This window comes from Amycolatopsis sp., assembly GCF_035276945.1.
Taxonomy (GTDB): Bacteria; Actinomycetota; Actinomycetes; order Mycobacteriales; family Pseudonocardiaceae; genus Amycolatopsis_E.
The window spans coordinates 13820-31457 of record NZ_DATELF010000043.1 but is presented as its reverse complement, the minus strand read 5'-3'; the positions used below and the strand labels follow the sequence as shown (position 1 = coordinate 31457).

18 protein-coding genes are annotated in these 17638 nt (G+C 70.2%); 11 read left to right on the top strand and 7 right to left on the bottom strand.

What is annotated here, in order from left to right; all coding sequences use genetic code 11:
* Positions 1 to 60: 60 nt before the first annotated feature.
* The 3 genes from VJT49_RS05840 to VJT49_RS05830 form a co-directional block, all read right to left on the bottom strand.
* Complete coding sequence (locus tag VJT49_RS05840; RefSeq protein ID WP_324163658.1) at positions 61 to 1293, bottom strand: NAD-dependent succinate-semialdehyde dehydrogenase; 1233 nt, start codon at positions 1291 to 1293, stop codon at positions 61 to 63.
* A gap of 103 nt (positions 1294 to 1396) precedes the next feature.
* Positions 1397 to 2926 (bottom strand): ABC transporter permease, encoded by a 1530-nt coding sequence (locus VJT49_RS05835; RefSeq protein ID WP_324163657.1) that lies wholly within the window; start codon positions 2924 to 2926, stop codon positions 1397 to 1399.
* Positions 2927 to 3078: 152 nt separating this feature from the next.
* Positions 3079 to 3975 (bottom strand): ABC transporter ATP-binding protein, encoded by an 897-nt coding sequence (locus tag VJT49_RS05830; protein WP_324163656.1) that lies wholly within the window; start codon positions 3973 to 3975, stop codon positions 3079 to 3081.
* 97 nt (positions 3976 to 4072) lie between these two features.
* Here VJT49_RS05830 and VJT49_RS05825 point away from each other — a divergent pair, with 97 nt between their 5' ends.
* The gene (locus tag VJT49_RS05825; protein ID WP_324163655.1) at positions 4073 to 4570 is read left to right on the top strand and encodes a GbsR/MarR family transcriptional regulator; all 498 of its coding nucleotides are present in this window, start codon (positions 4073 to 4075) and stop codon (positions 4568 to 4570) included.
* Here VJT49_RS05825 and VJT49_RS05820 read toward each other — a convergent pair.
* Positions 4500 to 5126, bottom strand: a complete 627-nt coding sequence (locus VJT49_RS05820; protein WP_324163654.1) for a helix-turn-helix domain-containing protein — start codon at positions 5124 to 5126, stop codon at positions 4500 to 4502. The two genes, VJT49_RS05825 and VJT49_RS05820, sit on opposite strands and share 71 nt — an antisense overlap.
* 264 nt (positions 5127 to 5390) lie before the next feature.
* Between VJT49_RS05820 and VJT49_RS05815 the strand changes: the two genes are divergently transcribed.
* The 7 genes from VJT49_RS05815 to VJT49_RS05785 all read left to right on the top strand — a co-directional run bounded on the left by VJT49_RS05815 (position 5391) and on the right by VJT49_RS05785 (position 12267).
* Positions 5391 to 6026, top strand: coding sequence for an NAD(P)-dependent oxidoreductase (locus VJT49_RS05815; protein ID WP_324163652.1), 636 nt, complete (start codon positions 5391 to 5393; stop codon positions 6024 to 6026).
* Positions 6027 to 6166: 140 nt separating this feature from the next.
* Complete coding sequence (locus tag VJT49_RS05810) at positions 6167 to 7312, top strand: C1 family peptidase (protein WP_324163651.1); 1146 nt, start codon at positions 6167 to 6169, stop codon at positions 7310 to 7312.
* Between the two features lie 23 nt (positions 7313 to 7335).
* Entirely contained in the window at positions 7336 to 7905 is a 570-nt protein-coding gene (locus tag VJT49_RS05805; protein WP_324163650.1) for a hypothetical protein, read from the top strand.
* 92 nt (positions 7906 to 7997) lie between these two features.
* Positions 7998 to 8360: a protease inhibitor I42 family protein gene (locus tag VJT49_RS05800; RefSeq protein ID WP_324163649.1), complete on the top strand. Its 363-nt coding sequence runs from the start codon at positions 7998 to 8000 to the stop codon at positions 8358 to 8360.
* Positions 8361 to 8462: 102 nt separating this feature from the next.
* Complete coding sequence (locus tag VJT49_RS05795; protein WP_324163648.1) at positions 8463 to 9068, top strand: sigma-70 family RNA polymerase sigma factor; 606 nt, start codon at positions 8463 to 8465, stop codon at positions 9066 to 9068.
* Positions 9065 to 9541 carry a carboxypeptidase regulatory-like domain-containing protein gene (locus tag VJT49_RS05790; protein WP_324163647.1) on the top strand — a complete coding sequence of 159 codons (477 nt, stop codon included), beginning with the start codon at positions 9065 to 9067 and terminating at the stop codon, positions 9539 to 9541. Before VJT49_RS05795 ends, VJT49_RS05790 begins: the two co-directional genes overlap by 4 nt.
* 209 nt (positions 9542 to 9750) lie before the next feature.
* Positions 9751 to 12267, top strand: a complete 2517-nt coding sequence (locus VJT49_RS05785) for a CHAT domain-containing protein (protein ID WP_324163661.1) — start codon at positions 9751 to 9753, stop codon at positions 12265 to 12267.
* Here VJT49_RS05785 and VJT49_RS05780 read toward each other — a convergent pair.
* Complete coding sequence (locus VJT49_RS05780) at positions 12190 to 12711, bottom strand: SRPBCC family protein (RefSeq protein ID WP_324163646.1); 522 nt, start codon at positions 12709 to 12711, stop codon at positions 12190 to 12192. The genes VJT49_RS05785 and VJT49_RS05780 overlap by 78 nt on opposite strands.
* A gap of 18 nt (positions 12712 to 12729) precedes the next feature.
* Here VJT49_RS05780 and VJT49_RS05775 point away from each other — a divergent pair, with 18 nt between their 5' ends.
* Together VJT49_RS05775 and VJT49_RS05770 are read left to right on the top strand one after the other, a co-directional pair.
* Complete coding sequence (locus tag VJT49_RS05775) at positions 12730 to 14613, top strand: FUSC family protein (RefSeq protein ID WP_324163645.1); 1884 nt, start codon at positions 12730 to 12732, stop codon at positions 14611 to 14613.
* 20 nt (positions 14614 to 14633) lie between these two features.
* The gene (locus VJT49_RS05770) at positions 14634 to 14867 is read left to right on the top strand and encodes an antitoxin (protein WP_324163644.1); all 234 of its coding nucleotides are present in this window, start codon (positions 14634 to 14636) and stop codon (positions 14865 to 14867) included.
* 7 nt (positions 14868 to 14874) lie between these two features.
* Here the strand turns inward: VJT49_RS05770 and VJT49_RS05765 are convergent, their stop codons facing one another.
* Together VJT49_RS05765 and VJT49_RS05760 are read right to left on the bottom strand one after the other, a co-directional pair.
* Entirely contained in the window at positions 14875 to 15831 is a 957-nt protein-coding gene (locus tag VJT49_RS05765; protein WP_324163660.1) for a prephenate dehydrogenase, read from the bottom strand.
* A gap of 39 nt (positions 15832 to 15870) precedes the next feature.
* A complete protein-coding gene (locus tag VJT49_RS05760) occupies positions 15871 to 17106 on the bottom strand; it encodes a M20 family metallopeptidase (protein ID WP_324163643.1) in 1236 nt (411 codons plus the stop codon).
* A gap of 46 nt (positions 17107 to 17152) precedes the next feature.
* Between VJT49_RS05760 and VJT49_RS05755 the strand changes: the two genes are divergently transcribed.
* Positions 17153 to 17635 (top strand): tRNA adenosine deaminase-associated protein, encoded by a 483-nt coding sequence (locus tag VJT49_RS05755; protein WP_324163642.1) that lies wholly within the window; start codon positions 17153 to 17155, stop codon positions 17633 to 17635.
* Positions 17636 to 17638 lie beyond the last annotated feature (3 nt).

The following is a 17638-nucleotide window of genomic DNA, read 5'->3' as shown; positions in this document are numbered from 1 at the left end:
CATCGGCAAACCCTGGATGCCACCAGACACCATCCCCACCTGACCCGAAACACCACACCATCACCAGCCGACCGGCACCAACCGACCGGCCATCACACCACGTCCCCCACCAGCACCGATCTCAACAGGTGAATGTTTGCGGCCGAAGACCTCCTCACGCAGGATGCGGGCGTCGGGCGGAACATCCGCCAGTACCGTCGGCGGATAGAAGAAACCCTTGCCGTCCAACGGTTTCCCGCCAGTGGTCGCGTGCGCGCCCCGGTCGACGGCGTCCTCGACCAGTTCGATCACCTTGTCTCGCTGGTCGCCGCTGATCAGCGGCCCGACGCGCACCCCGTCCTCGGTGCCGTGCCCCACCTTCATGGCGGACATCTCGTCGGTCAGCCCGCGCACGAACTCCCCGGCGATCGACGACTGCACGTGGAAGCGGTTGGCGGCCACGCAGGATTCGCCGTTGTTGCGCATCTTCGCCGTGAGCGCGCCCTCGACCGTGGCGTCCAGATCCGCGTCCTCGAAGGCCAGGAAGGGCGCGTTGCCGCCGAGTTCCATGGAGGTCCGCTGAAGGTTGGGCGCGCACTGCTCGACCAGTTTGCGGCCCACCTCGGTCGATCCGGTGAACGACATCTTGCGCACCCGCGGATCGGCCAGAACAGGACCGGAGATCCGGCTCGCCGACGTGCTTGGCAGCACGCTCAGCACGCCGTCGGGCAGTCCGGCCTCGCGCAGCACCGCCGCGAGGTTGAGCATCGACAGCGGGGTGAGCTGCGCGGGTTTGACGATCATCGTGCAGCCGGCCGCGATCGCCGGACCGATCTTGCGGGTGCCCATGGCCAGCGGGAAGTTCCAGGGCGTGATCAGCAGGCACGGTCCGACCGGGTGTTTGGTGACCAACATCCGTCCGCCGCCGGCCGGATTGTGCGCATACCGGCCGTCGATGCGCACGGCCTCCTCGGAGAACCAGCGGAAGAATTCCGCGGCGTAAGCGACCTCGGCCCGCGACTCGGCGAGGCTCTTGCCCATTTCCAGGGTCATCAGGAGCGCGAGATCTTCGGTGCGGGTGGTCATCAGCTCCCAGGCACGGCGCAGGATCTCGCCTCGCTCACGCGGCGGGGTGGCGGCCCAGGAGCCCTGGGCGGCGACGGCCGCTTCGACCGCGTCCCGGGCGTCGGACTCCTGCGCGTCCGCGACCTCGCAGAGTTGCCGCTCGTTCCCGGGATCCTGCACAGCGAAGGAATCGGCGGCCTCGCGCCACTCGCCGCCGACGAAGAGCTGCTTGGGCACATTCTCGATCATCTGCCCGGGGTACCCGTGGGGGCGCGCGCTAATACGTTCAGGAAGCGCAGAGAGAGCCCGGACCCCCGACCAGTCCGGGCTCTCTCCACTACCCCACGCGTGATTACCCGATGTCTCGGCGCTTGAAACCTGCCAAGCCAAGTGTGATGAGGACCACAGCTGTGCCGGTCAGCCACAGCAACGGCGTCAAGGTCAGTTCGGCGCTGGGCAGCCTTGGGACGTGCGTGAACGGCGAGACGTCCACAACGGCCTGCGGCAACCGCAAGAGCGGCCCGTACAGCGCCAGCACCAGCGCCAGGGACGCCGCGGACCAGCCCAGGGCCGAGTACTTGGGCACGAACCCGAACGCGATCACGGCGACGCCGGCCACCACCCAGACCGCCGGTAGCTGTGCGATCGACGCCCCGAGCAAGGCCGGAATCTGGCCGCCGATGTCGTGCACCTTCGCTCCGTGCACCAGGCCCACGCCCAGCCCGCCGACCATCAGCAACACCGCGCTGCCCACCAGCGAGAACACCAGGTGACCGGCGGCCCACTGAAGCCGCCGCGTCCTGGTCGCCAGTACCGGCTCCAGCCGGAGAGCGACCTCCTCCGAGCGCATGCGCAAGGTCGCCTGCACCGCGTACAGCGCCGCGACCATCCCGAACAGGTTCGCCATCACGGCGATGAACGCGTCCACCATGGCCGACGCGCCACCCATCCGCTCGAAGGTCTGCCGGACCTGTTCGCTGTTGCCGACGAGATCGCCGATCCCGTCGGCCATCGACCCGAACAGCAGGCCCGACACCGCGAACCCGGCAAGCCAGCCGGTCAGCATCCCGCGGTGCAGCCGCCAGGCAAGGGCGAACGGCGAGGACAGCCAGGACGCGGCGGCGGGACCCGGGCGGCTGGAAACGATGCCCATCCCGATGTCACGGCGTGGCAGCAGCCAGTAGGCCAGCCCGCACAGCACGACCGCCGCACCGGCGAGCAGCGCCAACACCCACCAGCGTTCCCCGGCGAACGGCTGGACCCGCGTCGCGCAGCCGATCGGGGACAGCCAGGACAGCCAGCCGATGTCGGTCGCGGAGTCGCCGACCGCGCGAAGCAGGAACGTCGTCCCGAGCACGGCGGTCGCGATCCCGTTGGCCGTGCGGGAGAATTCCGCGATCTGGGCCGTGATCGCGGCGATTCCGGCGTAGACCCAGCCGGTCAGCGCGATGCCGAGACCGAACGCGATCGATCCCGCCGCGGGCAGCCGCGCGGCGATCAGCAGTACCGTGGTGATCAGCCCGGTCGCCAGCGCGGCGGCGCCGGCCACCAGCAGGGCCGCGGCCAGCGGGGCACGCCTGCCGGTGACGGTGCTGGACAGCAGCTCCTGTCGACCGGTGTCCTCCTCCTGCCGCGTGTGCCGGGTGACGGTGAAGATGCAGGCCAACCCGACGAACAGGCCGGCGAAGGCGCCGAAGCGCCAGGCCGTGTAACCGCCCGCGGTGGACAGGTCGAACGGCGGGCCGTAGAGCAGGCGCAACGTCGGGTTCGCCGCTATTCCGGCGCCGAGCGAGGCGCGGCCGGCCGCGTCCGGATAGAGCTGGTCGTAGGCGCCCACCGTGGCGGCCGGAATGAAGCCCAGCACGAGCACCCAGATCGGCATGACGATCCGGTCCCGCCGCAGCGCGAGCCGGACCAGATGCCTCGTCCCCAGAAATTCTTTCCGCCTTCTCCGCGACTTTGCGCGCTCGGAATCCTTCGGCGCGGGCTCGGCGGTCACTGTGTGGCCCGCGTCTTGATCCGGATGTTGTCCCGTCACCGCGCGCTCGCCTCGGCCGTGTAGTGACGCAGGAACAGTTCCTCGAGCGTAGGCGGCTGGCTGGTCAGGCTGCGCACGCCGACCTCGGTGAGCTTTTGCAGCGCCTTGTCCAACGAGTGCGTCTCGACATCGAACCGGACGCGGTTGCCCTCGACCCGCAGGTCGTGGATGTCCGCCAAAGTGGACAGTCCGTCCGGGTGTCCCGCCAGTTCGGCGGTGATCGACGTGCGGGTGAGGTGGCGCAGGTCGGCCAGCGTGCCGGTCTCCACCGTGCGGCCGTTGCGGATGATGCTCACCCGGTCGCACAGCGCCTCGACCTCGGCGAGGATGTGGCTGGACAGCAGCACCGTGCGGCCCTTCTCGCGCTCCTCGTCGATGGCGTACTGGAAAGTCGCTTCCATCAGCGGGTCGAGCCCGGAGGTCGGCTCGTCGAGGATCAGCAGTTCCACATCGGAGGCCAGTGCGGCCACGATGGCGACCTTCTGCCGGTTGCCCTTGGAGTAGGTGCGGCCTTTCTTGGTGGGATCGAGGTCGAAGCGCTCGATGAGCTCCTTGCGCCGGCGCTGGTTGAGGCCGCCGCGCAGCCTGCCGAGCAGGTCGATCACCTCGCCACCGGAGAGGTTGGGCCAGAGGTTGACGTCGCCCGGGACGTAGGCGAGCCGGTGGTGCAGCGCGGCGGCGTCGCGCCACGGGTCACCACCGAGCAGGCGGACGTCGCCGGAGTCCGCGCGTAGCAGACCGAGCAGCACGCGGACGGTGGTCGACTTCCCCGCGCCGTTCGGGCCGAGGAAGCCGTGCACCTCGCCGGCCGCGACCTGCAGGTCGAGGCCGTCCAGTGCCTTGGTCGACCCGAACGACTTGTGCAGGCCGGAGATGGAGATGGCGTTGTCCATGGCAGCCGAAGCTACACTTGTTTCACAAAGTTGTGAAGCATGAAAAAAGGATGGATCGGGTGAAGGCCGCCATCTGGTGTTAGAGAGGATGGTCCCCATGTCGAGCCGACCTCAATCCCAGCGCGATCCGGCCGAGGACGACGCTGTTCTGCGCTTCGTGGAGAAGTTCGCGCTCCTGCTGACCAACGCGGGTATGGCGCGGATGCCGGCGCGGGTCTTCTCCGCGCTGCTGGTGGCCGGTTCCGATGGCATGACTGCCGCGGAACTGGCCGAAATGCTGCAGATCAGCCCGGCCGCGGTGTCCGGCGCCGTTCGTTACAACATGCAGCTCAACATGATCGAACGTGGGCGCAGGCCCGGTGAACGCCGTGACCACTACTTCATCGGCGACGAGCAGTGGTACTACACCGTCGGTCACCGAGACGTGCTCTTCCGGACGTTGTGCGACGCCCTCGACGAGGGTGTTCAAGCCGTCGGCCCGAACACCGACCGTGGCCGCCGTCTCGCCGAGACGCGAGACTTCTTCAACTTCCTGGCGAAGGAGTTGCCGATGCTGGTCGAGCGCTGGCGCCAGCACTGGGAAGCAAAGTCCTGACCAGGCTCTTGGCCAGCTTGTCAAGTTCGGCCGGCTCCGGGCGCACGCCCTCGAAATGGATCAGGAAGGCCTGCTGGAAGCAGGCTCCGAGCAGAAGCGCCGCCGCAGCCTCGGCGTCGATCCGGGGTAGCCGTCCCAGCCGCTCCTCGGCGCGCAGGTAACGCACCAGGCTTTCGTGCGGTCCGCGTGGCCCCGCGCCCAGCTCCCGCACCGCCTTCCGGTGCGCCGCCAGCAGTTCACTGGTGGAGAACAGCGAGGCCGCGATCGGGAAGCTTTCCGCGTAGAAGTCCAGTGCGGCGCGCGCGACCCTGGTCAGGTTGGCTCGGACGGTACCCCGGCCGGCGTGGTCGGTGAGCTCACGCAGCGTCGCGCCGAGCGCGGGCAGCTGCTCCGAAAGCGCGCTCAGGAAGATCTCCGTCTTGTCCCGGAAGTGCTTGTACAGCGCGGCTTCCGAGTAACCCGCCGCGCGGGCGATCTCCTTGGTCGTGGCGCGGGCATACCCACGCTCGCGCATGATTTTCGCTGCCGCCGCCAATATCTCGTCGCGAGTTCCCACGCTCTCGGTCCTTTCTTCTCCGCGGCCCGCGGCCCGCGGGCGAACGCGAACGCGATCGCGTCGCCGAAACGCACTGTGTTCGTAGGTTGCCGTTTGTTGTTTGGCGCCTGTCGCCAAGATCGCGTGGCCTTCGGCCGGGCGTGCTCTGTGTGCCTGGGTGCCGCGATGGCCTTACCTCTCAGTCCTTTCTCAGCGTTCACTTGACGGGTGGGTGAGTACTCACTCACCTTAGTGTGGTGAGTGAACACTAACCCAGGAGGAGTCATGAAACTCGCCGTCTTCGGCGCGAGCGGCCGGACCGGGACCGAGGCGGTCAAGCAGGCACTGGTCGCCGGGCACCAGGTCACCGCCGTCGTCCGCGATCCCGCGCGCCTGGCCGTGCCCGCCGGTGATCTGCTCGACGTGGTCACCGCGAACGTGCTCGACCCGGCCGCGATCACCCCGGCGGTCACCGGCCGGGACGCGGTGATCTCCGCGCTCGGGCCGGTCGGCCGCGGGCCGAGCACCATCTGCCGCGACGGCACCCGCGGCATCGTGACCGCGATGGCGGCGGCCGGCGCCCGGCGGCTCGTCGTGGTCAGCAACAGCGGGATGCACACCGAAGGAGACAGCTTCTTCACCGGCCGGATCTTCAAACCGGTGCTGATCCGGTTGCTCCGCGAGGGCTATGCGGACATGCGGGTGATGGAGGGTTTGGTCCAGGCGAGCGGACTCGACTGGACCATCGTGCGCCCGCCGCGGCTGACCGACGGGCCACCGAGCGGCAGGATCGCGAGCCTGGCCGGGGCCAATGTCCGCGGCAGCTTCACCATCGGGCGTGCGGACCTGGCCGACTACCTGTTGCGCGCGGTTTCCGACGACAGCCTCGTCCGTGTAGCGGTTTCCGTCGCGAAGGGTTGACCTCTCGACTGCTCTGTTCGAGTGAATATGTCCGGACCGGACCTGGGCTTTCCCAAAAAAGTGCGCCTGTCTGTATCTGTCGGGGCTGCTGACGCGTCATAGAGGCGTCGGCAAGTTGTACCCCCATTTGGAGGATGCAGATGAGCTCCGCCTGGTCCTGGGAGGAGGAACTCGCGGAGGTTCGCGCGTCCCTCGCCACGGTTGGGGACCCGTGGCGGGCGGGCGAGACGGGGCTCAGCCGGCTCGGGGGAGAGTCGCGCCTGGCGCGACTGGGGGTGCCGGCCCCGAGTGCGGAAGAGGTCGAACGCAGGGCGAACCTGCGGGGGGAGATGACCGAAGCCGCGCTCGGGGCCGCCGGCCTGCGGTGTACGGCGGCGAACGCGCCGGCTGAGCGATTGCCGGAGTCGTTCGACCTCCGTGGTGGCGGCGACTACACCACACCGATCAAGGACCAGGGCGAGTGCGGTTCGTGCTCGGCCTTCGCCGTGGCCGCGGCCCTGGAGAGCACCGCGGCATACACGCGCCGGGTCGCGGGACTCGATCTGGATCTGTCGGAGGCGCACCTCTTCTTCGGCTACGAGGCCGCGCGCGACGGCAAGTCCCACGACGGTTCGTGGCCGGACGACCTGCTCGGCGACTGCGTCGGCGGTGGGGTGACCTTCGAGGACTACTGGCCCTACCGCGCCGACGGTGCCGGCTCGCTCAACCCGGACTGGCCGAACCGTATGGCGCGCGCCGAGAACATCATCGACCTTACGCGGAAGCCGGCCGAGATCAAGTACCACATCTACGGCTACGGCCCGGTGATCGCGTGCATGGTGATCTACGACGACTTCTTTCACTACACCGGCGGCATCTACCGGAATACCACCGACAAGACCAGCGGCGGCCACTGTGTCGCGCTGATCGGCTGGGACGACGAGCAGGGCTGCTGGATAGCCAAGAACTCATGGGGCACGAACTGGGGCGAGGGGGGATTCTTCCGGATCGCCTACGGGGAGGCCTACATCGAGGACTACCCGGAGCCGCGGCCGACCACCCTTGGCTGCACCGGGGTGACCCTGCGCGCGTGGCTACCCGCCCAACGTGCGCTGGGCCTGTACGCGTCCGCGTCGGACGGCGGCGGATGGGCGTACCTGGAAAGGCTTGGCTGGACTCGGGTTTCCGGTGGGCCGGGTGGCATGGGCACCCAGCTCGCGCTGCTCACCGGCGCACGGGCCGGCGGCTACCCCGTGGTCCCGTTCGTCGAGAACGACGAACTGATCGCGGTCCAGACCGGCTACTGACGTTGGAGTGGGGAGCGGACCTGATGACAACGAGTGAGATAGATCCTCCGGCCAGCGGGCCGGAGGAGGAGACCGAGCGGCCGCCGGTCCCCGACGGCGAGTGGCACCCGGCCGGCCCGCCGACCGGGAACTGGCAGCCGTATGCGCCGCCGCCCACGGGCAACTGGCAGCCGTATGCGCCGCCGCCCACCGGGAACTGGCAGCCGTATGCGCCGCCGCCCACGGGCAACTGGCAGCCCTACGCGCCACCGCCGACCGGGAACTGGCAGCCGTATGCGCCGCCGCCGACCGGGAACTGGCAACCGTACCTGCCGCCGCCGGTGGACACGCCGGTCCCGGTCGTCAACGGGTTCGGGCCGGTGGCGCCGGACTCCGGGGCCTGGGTCCGCGGCAGGGTGATCACCCACCTGTGGTCCTTCAGCGGGTCCCCGGGGGTGTGGGCGTGGGTGCACGGCCTCGGCTGGAAGCGGCTGGCCTCGTCCGAGACCGGGCACGGCGCGCTGATCTCGCTGGCCGTGCTGGCCAGGACGTATGGGAGCCCGGTCGCCTTCCACGAGGACGAGGCCGGGCAGATCGATCAGCTCCTGGTCTGACCTGAGTGGTCGGCACCAGGACGGTGGTGGCTGACAGCCGAGGGGGCCGCCAGCCACCACCAACCCCGAAGGGAACGCGGAAAGGAGGAGCGGTGTCACTGGTCCGGCTGGCGCAGGCCGACGCGGGGGAGACGACGGAACTGCGGGTCGGCGACACCGTGGAGCTCCGGCTCCCGGAGGCCCGGACCTCGGGCTACCAGTGGCACTGGCAACTTCCGGAAGCGGTCCAGGTGGTCGTCGACGAGTACTTGAGGGAGGACGGCCGTTCGGGTGGCGCGGTGGCTCAGGGGGAACAGCCACCGGGGCAAGGGGGGGTTCGCCGGCTGGCGCTCGACATCGTCGGCGCCGGCCGGCTCCTGATCAGGGCGGAGCTGGTACGGCCGTGGGAGCGGGAGCCGCGCCGCTCTGTCACTTTTGTTCTGTCTGTAACCGGCGGCGTTAGGTCAAATGAGTGAACTATGTATCAGGCGGCCAGCGGCACCCTCTTACCCGTAATGGGACACAAGATACTTCCAGCGCCGACTTGAAGAGAACCACTCAGAGTGGGGGCGAATCCGGTGACGAAAGCTCGAACCGCCGAGGCGGATCCTCCGTGGGAGGGCCTGCACGGTCCGGAGCTGTTCGAGGTCTGCCTGCGGGCGGCCCGCGAGGGTGACCGCCTTGCCATGAATCGGCTGGTCGCCGAGCTGACACCGCTGGTGTGGAACGTCGCGCGCGGGCACAGCTCGGACAGACACACCGCCGAGGACGTGGTACAGACCGTGTGGCTTGCCCTGTTCTCCCGGCTCGACCAGATCAGGGAGCCGAAGGCGCTCGCGGGCTGGCTGGTCACCACGGCGCGCCACGAGGCCCAGCGGGTCAACGGCCGCAAGCCGCAGCCGATGCCGCTCACCGACGAGCTGGCCGAAGCCGTGCCGAGCACGCAACCTGCCCCCGAGGCGGAGGTACTGCGCAGCGAGCGGGACCGCGGAATCTGGCGGGCGTTCGGCAAGCTTCCCCAGCGTTGTCAGGAAATCCTGCGGCTCACGGTGCTCGCCGGGCGCGCCGAGTACCGGGTCGTAGCCGAGGTGCTCCGGATGCCCCGGGGCAGTATCGGGCCGAACCGGGGCCGCTGCCTGAAGACGATGCGCGAATTACTGGACATCGAAGGGGGCAGCGCATGAACGACACCCACGCGCCGGAGGGCGCGCATCCCGATGACGAGGTGCTGCTCGCCGATCTGGGCCGGATCCTCGACCTGGTCGACCAGCCGCCGGCCGGCCTGGTGCAACGCGTGCAGTTCGCGCTGGAGCTGGAGAATCTCGACGTCGAGGTCGCCCAGTGGGAACGGGCGGGCCGGTTGACCGGGGTGCGCAGCAGCGTCGACCAGGGCACGATCACGTTCACCGTCAGCGACCTGACCATCATGATCAACCTGACCAAGACCGGGCTGTGCCACCGCATCGACGGCTGGCTCGTGCCTGCGGGTGAGCACGACGTCGAGGTCAGGGTCGCCGGCTACGGCTCGACATCCACCACGGCGGACGAGGGGGGCCGGTTCGTGCTCGACGAGATACCCAGGGGGACCACGCAGATCGTGATTTCGGTCGCCGGTGCCGGCAACCGGACCGTAGTCACACCCGCCGTGGTGTTGTAAGCCCTTACCGGCTGCTCCCAGGACATTCCGGATGTGCTCAGATAGCCTGCGTGTCCGTGCCATCTGGGAGTGCGACCCCCAGACCCCGTCCAGGGGCAAGTCCCCAGACCTCCGTGCGTAGTTCCCAGCCGAGCCGTGCCGTGGCCAAGGCGGTTCGCCTGTACGAGCGTGCCTGGACCGCGGCGGCCGATCACGGCCCGGCACGGGCGATGCGCGGATTTCTCCGTGCCCTCCGCGAACTCGACGCGGCGGCCACCGTCGACGCCGAATGGCTTGCCACCCGCGCCCGCATCCTGGTCAGCCTGGCGTCGGCGGAAGCGGAGACGACTTCGATCAAGGCGGGGCTGGCTCATCTGGAAGCCGCCGGCGCCGCGCTGCACCGCATGCCACCGGGTCCCCGGCGGGAGGACCTCGAGCTGGTCGCGGCCCTGCAGCGGGCGGTGCTGCTGTTTCGCTCCGGGAGACTCAAGGAGTCTTTGGCTCTCTTCGACGCCTGTCTGCCCGCCGTCGAGCGGTCCGCGGGGGACGACTGGTTCCGCTTCGCCTCGACCCTGATCAACCGCGCCTACGTGCACCTGCGCTTGAGCAATCCGGAAGCGGCGCTCACCGATCTCAAGGAATGCCTGGCGCTCGCGGTCGCCAACGAGCACCGGCAACTGGAAGCGAAGGTGCGGCACAACCTCGGCGACCGCGCGCTGCTGGTGGGAGACATCCCGGATGCGCTGCGCCACTACGAGGAAGCCGCGCGCATCTTCTCCTCGGCGGGGCCTGGCTCGTTGCCTTTGGTCCGGCTCGATCAGGCCAGGGCACTGCTCGCGGCCGGGCTCGCCGATGACGCCGCCCGCCATCTCGACGACGCACTGCCCGAACTCCGCAAGAACGGGGTCGTTCAGGACGTGGCCGAAGCCGAGGTGGCTCGCGCGGCCGCGGCGATCCTGCAGGGCGACTTCGACCGGGCGAGGGCACTCGCCGATGCCGCGAGGCGGCGATTTCTCCGGCGTGGCAACGAAAGATGGGCCAAGGTCGCGGCGTTGGCCAGGCTCCGGGCGGACGCCACCGAAGTGCTCGAACTCCACCATCGCCCACCGGCGCGGTTGCCAACGCGACTCGTCGATCTCGCTGAGCGGTTGGCCGGACTGGGGCTGCGCGACGAAGCCGCGGTGGCCCGGTTGCTCGCGGTCCGGCTCCACCTGAGGAGTGTCCGGGGGCTTGCCCCCAGACAACACCGTGGTGCCGTCGAAACGGCGGCGGAACTGCTCGCGCGAGTTCCGAAACCACGGCGGACCACGCCGGTCGACCACGTCATGCTGCTGCGCCTGTGCCGCGCCGAACTAGCCGTTGCCACCGGGAACTCCAGCGCCGCGCTCGCCCAGGCCAGGGCGGGCCTGCTGGAGTTGTCGCGGGTGCGTGACCGGATGGGCGGGCTGGACCTGGTGTGCGGCACGGCCGTGCACGGGCTGGAACTCGGCCGGCTCGCGGTGCGGATCGTGCTCGAGCGTGCTCGCGGTCACGCCGGCGCGCGGAGGTTGTTCGCCTGGCAGGAGCGCACCCGCGCGCAGGTCTACCGATACGAGCCGCTGCCGGCCATCGATGATCCCCAGCTCGCCAACCTCGTCGCCGAGGCGCGGCACGTCCAGCGGATGGCACAGCAGAACCGGCTGGAGGGCAAGCCGGCGGGCGCCTTCGAACAGCGTTTCGCCCAGTTGCAACGGGAAGCGGCCAGGCTCGGCTGGTACACCAGCCCGTGGGGCCGCCCGCGCCCGGTGGCCTCGCCCGAGGAGGTGGCCGCCGAACTCGGCGACCGGGTGCTGGTGAGCGTGGTCGGCCAGGGCGACCGGCTCGCGGCCGTGGTCGTCCGGGACGGCCGGTTCCGGTTGGTGTGGCTGGATTCCCGGCTCGAGGTGGAAGAGATCACCAAGCAGTTGCACGCCGATCTGAACGCGCTCGCCCCGGACCAACTGCCGCCTCCGCTCGTCGCCGCGGTGACCGCGTCGGCGGAGAAGCGGGCGAACCTGCTGGACCAACTGCTGCTGCGGCCGCTGGCCGGCTTGATCGCGGGCCGTGAGCTGGTGATCGTGCCGATCGGCTCGCTGTATGCGCTGCCGTGGGCGGCCTTGCCGTCGTTGCGCGGCTGTCCGGTGTCGATCGCGCCTTCGGCGACGTCCTGGGTGGCGGCGGCGCGGCGCGGCGGGCCCGAACCGGTGCTGCTGGTCGGTGGGCCCGGAGTGCCGGGCGCGGTCGGTGAGGTGGGTAAGCTGCGTTCGGTCTACCCGCGGGCCCGGCTGCTCGACGGGCCGGGCGCCACCAGCGCGGCCGTGCTGGAGGCCCTCGACGGCACCGGCCTGGCGCACCTGGTCGCGCACGGCGCACACGAGCCCGCCAACGCGTTGTTCTCCCGCCTGGAACTGGTCGACGGTCCCCTGTTCGCCCACGAGACCGCGCAGCTGAGAAGCCCGCCGGACCGGGTCGTGCTCGCCGCCTGCGAACTCGCGATGAGTCACATCCGGCCCGGTGAGGAGGCGCTGGGATTCGCGGGCGCGCTGCTGGCCAGCGGCTCCCGCACGGTCGTCGGCGCGATCTCACGGGTCGGCGACCGCGCGGCGGCCGACGCCATGGCCGATCTGCACCGGCGCCTGGCGTCCGGCACGTCACCGGCTCTCGCTCTGGCCCAGTCGACCGCCGTCGATCCGCTGCGCCGCCCCTTCCTCTGTCTCGGTGCGGGCTGAGATCCGTTCGGCGGACCGGACGAGGCGGGCCGACAGCAACAGCAGCACTCGGCGCAGCAGGAACAGCGTGAGCGGGCCGCTTCGAGGGAGACGTTCTGTGAAGGAACCGCGCCAGCACAGCTCGGTACCACCTGAGGCGTTCGGGGTCAACAGCACTTCGGCGCGGTAGTCCCGGACCGGTGCCCGGCGCGCGAACGTGTAGACGTGGCGCCGGTTCTGTTCGTATTCGACGGTTTCCTCGAACATCAGGACCGGCCACAGCCCGAGCCGCCGGATCGTCCCGACCGCGCCCGGCGGATCCGCCCAGCGTTCCCACCCGGCCTGGACGATGAGTGGCTTGCCCCACTCCGACCAGCGCTTGGCGTCGGTTTCCAGCTCGAACAGCACTTCGGGGGACGCGGTGCTCGTGCGGTTGATCTCGTAGCGGAAGATCCGAGCGCTCATAGGTGTGAAGATAGGCCCGTGCCGGACTTTTGGCGATCTTGGCGGCGGACCCGCGCCGATCTCGCCGCCCCGCGCTGGCTCGTGCAGTTGTTGCGCAGCACGCCGGTCCCGGTGCCGTGGAACCGGGCGATCCGGGCGGCCGTAGCGCTGGCGGTCCCGCTCGCCGTCGGCTACGCCGTCGATCGCGTCGGCCCGGCCGCGCTGGTCTCCACCGGCGCGCTGCCGATGTTGCTCGCCGACGGCCCGGGCTCCTACCGCTACCGGGCCGTCCAGCTTGGCGGCGCCGGTTTCGCCGCGTCGGCAGGTTTCGCGCTGGGGTCGCTCGTCGCGGGCAAGCCCTGGTTCTCGGTGCCACTGATCGTGCTCGTCGCCGCGGTGTCGGCGCTGATCAGCGCGGCGGCCAGCAACGCGTCGATGGCCGGGCTGATGTTGCTGGTCTTCGGCACGCTGGGCACGGGACAGGTCACCTTCGAGCCGGGGTACTTCGTGCTCGGCGCGGCGTGGAGCCTCGCGGTCGCGCTGGTGGGCTGGACGTGGCGGGCCACCGGACCGGAACGCCGCGCGGTCGCCGAGGTTTACACCCAGCTTGCCGCGATGCTGTCCGTCCCCGGCGAGGAAGCCCGGCGAGCCGCCCGTCACCAGCTCACCGGGGCGATGAACACCGCCTACGACCGCATGCTCACCGCGCGATCCTGGCTGTCCGGCCGCGACCGCACCTACCGCAGGCTGCTCAACCTGCTGTCCGCGACGACCCCGGCGGTCGAGGCGGCGGTCGCGATGGTCAACGCCGGGCAGCGAGCACCGCGGAAAGCCATCGACTACTTGAACGCGCTGTCGGCCGCCGTTCTGGCCGACCAACCGATCCCGTCGTTCCATGACGATTCCTCACCGCTGTCGGCCGGGCTGGAAAAGATCAGCGCGGACGCGGAAAGAGCCCGGAGGCCGCGAGACCCGGCGCGCGTTCGTATGCGGCAATGGGCCGAGCTGCTCGCTTCGGGGCCGCTGACCTGGCTGGCGGCACTTCAGCTGAGCCTGTGCGTGCTGCTCGCGGAGTTGCTGAGCCTGGTGCTGCCGATCGAGCGGTCGTACTGGATCACGCTGACCGTCGGGATCGTGCTCAAACCGGATTTCGGCTCGGTGTTCGGACGGGCCGTGCAGCGCGCGATCGGCACCGTGGTGGGTGTCGGGCTCGGCGCGGCCGTGCTGGCAGTGGGCGTCCGCGGCTGGCCGTTGGTGCTGCTGATCGCGGTCTTCGCGGCGGGCGCGGCGATCGGGAAGGCCCGCAACTACGGGCTGATGAGCACGTTCATCACCCCGCTGATCATCCTGCAGATGAACCTGACCAGCCACACCGATTGGGCGCTGGCGCTCGCGCGGTTGCTGGACACCCTGGCCGGTTGCGCGATCGTGCTGATCTTCGGCTACCTGCTGTGGCCGGGGATGCGCCGGCCGAAGGTGGGGCGGCGGCTCGCCGACGAAGTGCGCTTTGTTTCCGAGTACGTCGAGCACACCCTGAAGCCGGTCACCACCCAGGCCGAACGGTTGGCGCGGTCACGGGCACGCCGGCGGGCCTACCGCGGCCTAGCCGATCTGCGCACCGCGTTCCAGCAGGTGATGGTCGAACCTTCGCAGGCGGGGCGGCAGGCACTGGCGTGGTGGCCGATGATCGCCGCGCTGGAACGGGTGGCCGACGCGGTGACGGAGGTGGTGGTCACGGTCGAGCACGGCGAGCCCCCGCCCGCCGAGCCGGACGTGGCCCTGCTGACGGCCGCGCTCGGCGAACTGGGCGCGGCGGTGGAAGGGCAACGCGATCCGGTGTCCGTGCGACTCCCCGTGACCAGACAACTTTGCGGCGTCGTCGATCAGGTGGCGGCGGCCTTCGACGCGGTGCGAGGACCGTGAGTTTCCGGTTCCATGGAGACATGGGTATCAACTTCGGCGACCTCAAGAAGAAGGCGCAGGACGCGCTGAACCAGAACGCGGGCAAGATCGCGCAGGGCATCGACAGGGCGAGCGGCTTCGCCAAGTCGAAGTTCGGCCAGCATTCCGCGAAGATCGACGACGTCACCACGAAGGCCAAGGACTTCCTGCACAAGAACACCGGGGAAAGCCCTGGCAAGGACACCGGCGAGGGGCCCGGTCCCGGCAAGGGTTAGGCCTGGGTTAGGCCACTTCGCCGATGGCGGTGTCGTCGTCGGTGATCGCGGTGATCCTTCCGCCACGCTCGCCGAGCGCGCGCAGCCCTTCGCGTGCGTCCGAAGCGCCCAGGCTCACTCGCACGCCGGTCGGGGTTCCCTCGCGAACCCGCGCAAACGCTTGCGTACCCTCGTAGCCCGCGGTGATGCTTGCCGCCAGCCCGCCGGTCGACGCGAGCGAGCCGCGCATCGCACCCAGCCGCCCCAGTGCTTCGTCGAGCACCGGCAGCAGTGCCTCGCGGTTGCCTTCGGTCATCGCGCGTACCAGGTCCGGCCGCGTGCTTGCCACCCGGGTGCCGTCGGTGTATGAGCCGGCCGCCAGCGCCATGGCCAGCGGCCCGCCCTGCGCGCCGACCGACGCGAGCACGGCCGCCAGCAGGTGCGGCAGGTGAGAGATCCGGGCGACGGCCTCGTCGTGCGCGGCGGCGGGCAGCGGCACGACGTGCGCGCCGACGTCGAGAGCGAGGCGCGCCACATCAGCCCACGCCGGCAGGTCGGTGTCCTCTTCGACGCAGACCACCCACGCGGCCCCGCCGAACAGCGCGGCGTTGCCCGCGCGCCAGCCCGACTCGGTCGTGCCCGCCATCGGGTGGCCGCCGACGAACCTGGTTCGCGGCGCGAACGTGCGCACGGCGGCCAGCACCGCCGACTTCACGCTGGTCACGTCGGTCAGCAGGCAGCGCGGCGCGCACTCGGCCACGGTGCGCAGCACGTCGTCCACCTCGGTGAGCGGGACCGCCAGCACCACCAGTGCGTCCCGCTCGGCGGCCCGGCACAGCGCGGCCTCGAGGTCCGTGGCCGCGTCGAAGCCGTCGGCCGCGGCCGCGGTGGCGTCGGCCTCCGACGCGGTCGCGCCCCACACCTGTCGCCCGACCGTCGAAGCCGCGCGCAGGAGCGAGCCGCCGATCAACCCGAGTCCGATCACACATACGTCTCGCACGGGGGGCATCTTGCCAGTCGCGGATTATTCCGTCCCGAGGGCATCGAGGGCGTATGCGGCGTAGAGCGCGACACCGTGTGGCATGGCGTCCTCGTCGAAGGTCACCAGGTTGGAGTGGTTCGGCGGGGCTTCATCCGGACCGACGCCCGGCGGGCACGCGCCGACGAACGCCATCGCGCCCGGAACGCGTTGCAGCACATAGGAAAAGTCCTCCGCGCCCATGATCGGGTCGGCCCATTCCTCCGCATGCTCGGGGCCGAAGAGCGTGTGGGCAAGGGTGAGCACGCGTGCGGCTTCGCCGGGGTCGTTCACGGTCGGTGGGTAGCCCGGCCGGAAGTCGACGGCCACCCGGCAGCCGTACGCCGTGCCGATCGCCTCGCACACCTTGGGCAGCTCGGCCCGCACCAGCGCCCTGGTCCGCGCGGACTGCGCGCGGAACGTGCCTTCCAGTTCCGCGGTCTCCGGGATGACGTTGGAGGTGGTGCCCGCCGAAATCCGGGTCACCGACAACACGGCCGGGTCGAACACGTCCACCCGGCGGGTGATCATGGTCTGCAACGCCCCGACCATCGCGGCCGCCGCGGGGACCGGGTCGATCGCGTGCTGCGGTGCCGAACCGTGTCCACCCTTTCCGGTGACCAGGACGGTGAAGGCGTCGGACGAGGCCATCATGGGGCCGGGACGGCACGAAACCCGGCCGGACGGGGCGTTCGCCCAGACATGCACGGCCAATGCCCGGGTCACCCGCGAGCCCGCCGCGTCCAGCACTCCCTCGTGGATCATGTGGCGGGCGCCGTGATGACCCTCTTCGCCGGGCTGGAACATGAACACGACCGAACCGGCGAGCTGATCGACGTGCGCGGCGAGCAACCGGGCCGCCGAGGCCAGCATCGCGGTGTGCAGGTCGTGCCCGCAGGCGTGCATCGCCCCCTTGACCTCGGAGGCGAAGGCGACCCCGGTGTCCTCGGTGAGCGGCAGTGCGTCCATGTCTCCGCGCAGCAGCACCGAGGGTCCCGGCGCGGCGCCGCGGAGGATCGCGGTCAGTGAGGTGGTCGACTTTCCGGCGTGGATCTCCAGCGGCAGATCCGAGACGGCTTCGCGGACCGCCGCCTGGGTCAGGGGCAGATCGAGCCCCACCTCGGGCTGCCGGTGAATCTTCCGGCGCAGTTCGACGGTACGCGGTTGCAGCGCCTTCGCCTCGGCGAGAAGCCCGCCCAAGGGGGCGCCGGGCAGCGTCGGAAGATCCGTGGGACCGGTCATCTTCGCAGTACACCACTTGGCACGGTGCCGGGTATACGGTGTGCGCATGGCGGTGAAGGAGCCGGTCGCGAGTTTCGCGGTGGTGGTGGTCCGGGAGGACGGCCGGTGGCGCTGCAGCGCACTCGACCCGGCTGTGCTCACCAGCTTGGACGCGGCGATCACGGCGCTGGCGAAAATACGCTCCACGGGCGCGGTGTTCGGCATGCTCGCGGTCGAGGACGAGTTCTTCGTGATCGTGCGGCCTTCACCGCGTGGGCCGTCGCTGCTGCTGTCGGACGCGGCGGCGGCGCTGGACTACGACATCGCCGCCGACGTGCTCGACCTGCTCCGCGCCGATCCGCCCGACGAGGACGACGAGTCGATCTGGCCGGAGGGCGACCTCGACATCCTCGCCGACCTCGGTTTGCCGGCCCCGGAGCTGGAGGTGATCGCCGGCGAGGTGGAACTGTTCCCCGACGAGCAGCTCCAGATGATCGCCCAGCGCTGCGGCTTCGCCGACCAGTTCACCGCGTTCCTCGACGAACTCTGACTT

What these genes read in the sequence shown, in the direction of transcription:
- VJT49_RS05760 (WP_324163643.1), bottom strand. Translation starts at nt 17,106, where the DNA reads ATGACCGGTCCCACGGATCTTCCGACGCTGCCCGGCGCCCCCTTGGGC.
- VJT49_RS05790 (WP_324163647.1), top strand. Translation starts at nt 9,065, where the DNA reads ATGAACGACACCCACGCGCCGGAGGGCGCGCATCCCGATGACGAGGTG.
- VJT49_RS05755 (WP_324163642.1), top strand. Translation starts at nt 17,153, where the DNA reads ATGGCGGTGAAGGAGCCGGTCGCGAGTTTCGCGGTGGTGGTGGTCCGG.
- VJT49_RS05810 (WP_324163651.1), top strand. Translation starts at nt 6,167, where the DNA reads ATGAGCTCCGCCTGGTCCTGGGAGGAGGAACTCGCGGAGGTTCGCGCG.
- VJT49_RS05840 (WP_324163658.1), bottom strand. Translation starts at nt 1,293, where the DNA reads ATGATCGAGAATGTGCCCAAGCAGCTCTTCGTCGGCGGCGAGTGGCGC.
- VJT49_RS05815 (WP_324163652.1), top strand. Translation starts at nt 5,391, where the DNA reads ATGAAACTCGCCGTCTTCGGCGCGAGCGGCCGGACCGGGACCGAGGCG.
- VJT49_RS05780 (WP_324163646.1), bottom strand. Translation starts at nt 12,711, where the DNA reads ATGAGCGCTCGGATCTTCCGCTACGAGATCAACCGCACGAGCACCGCG.
- VJT49_RS05770 (WP_324163644.1), top strand. Translation starts at nt 14,634, where the DNA reads ATGGGTATCAACTTCGGCGACCTCAAGAAGAAGGCGCAGGACGCGCTG.
- VJT49_RS05825 (WP_324163655.1), top strand. Translation starts at nt 4,073, where the DNA reads ATGTCGAGCCGACCTCAATCCCAGCGCGATCCGGCCGAGGACGACGCT.
- VJT49_RS05835 (WP_324163657.1), bottom strand. Translation starts at nt 2,926, where the DNA reads ATGCCGATCTGGGTGCTCGTGCTGGGCTTCATTCCGGCCGCCACGGTG.
- VJT49_RS05785 (WP_324163661.1), top strand. Translation starts at nt 9,751, where the DNA reads ATGCGCGGATTTCTCCGTGCCCTCCGCGAACTCGACGCGGCGGCCACC.
- VJT49_RS05830 (WP_324163656.1), bottom strand. Translation starts at nt 3,975, where the DNA reads ATGGACAACGCCATCTCCATCTCCGGCCTGCACAAGTCGTTCGGGTCG.
- VJT49_RS05805 (WP_324163650.1), top strand. Translation starts at nt 7,336, where the DNA reads ATGACAACGAGTGAGATAGATCCTCCGGCCAGCGGGCCGGAGGAGGAG.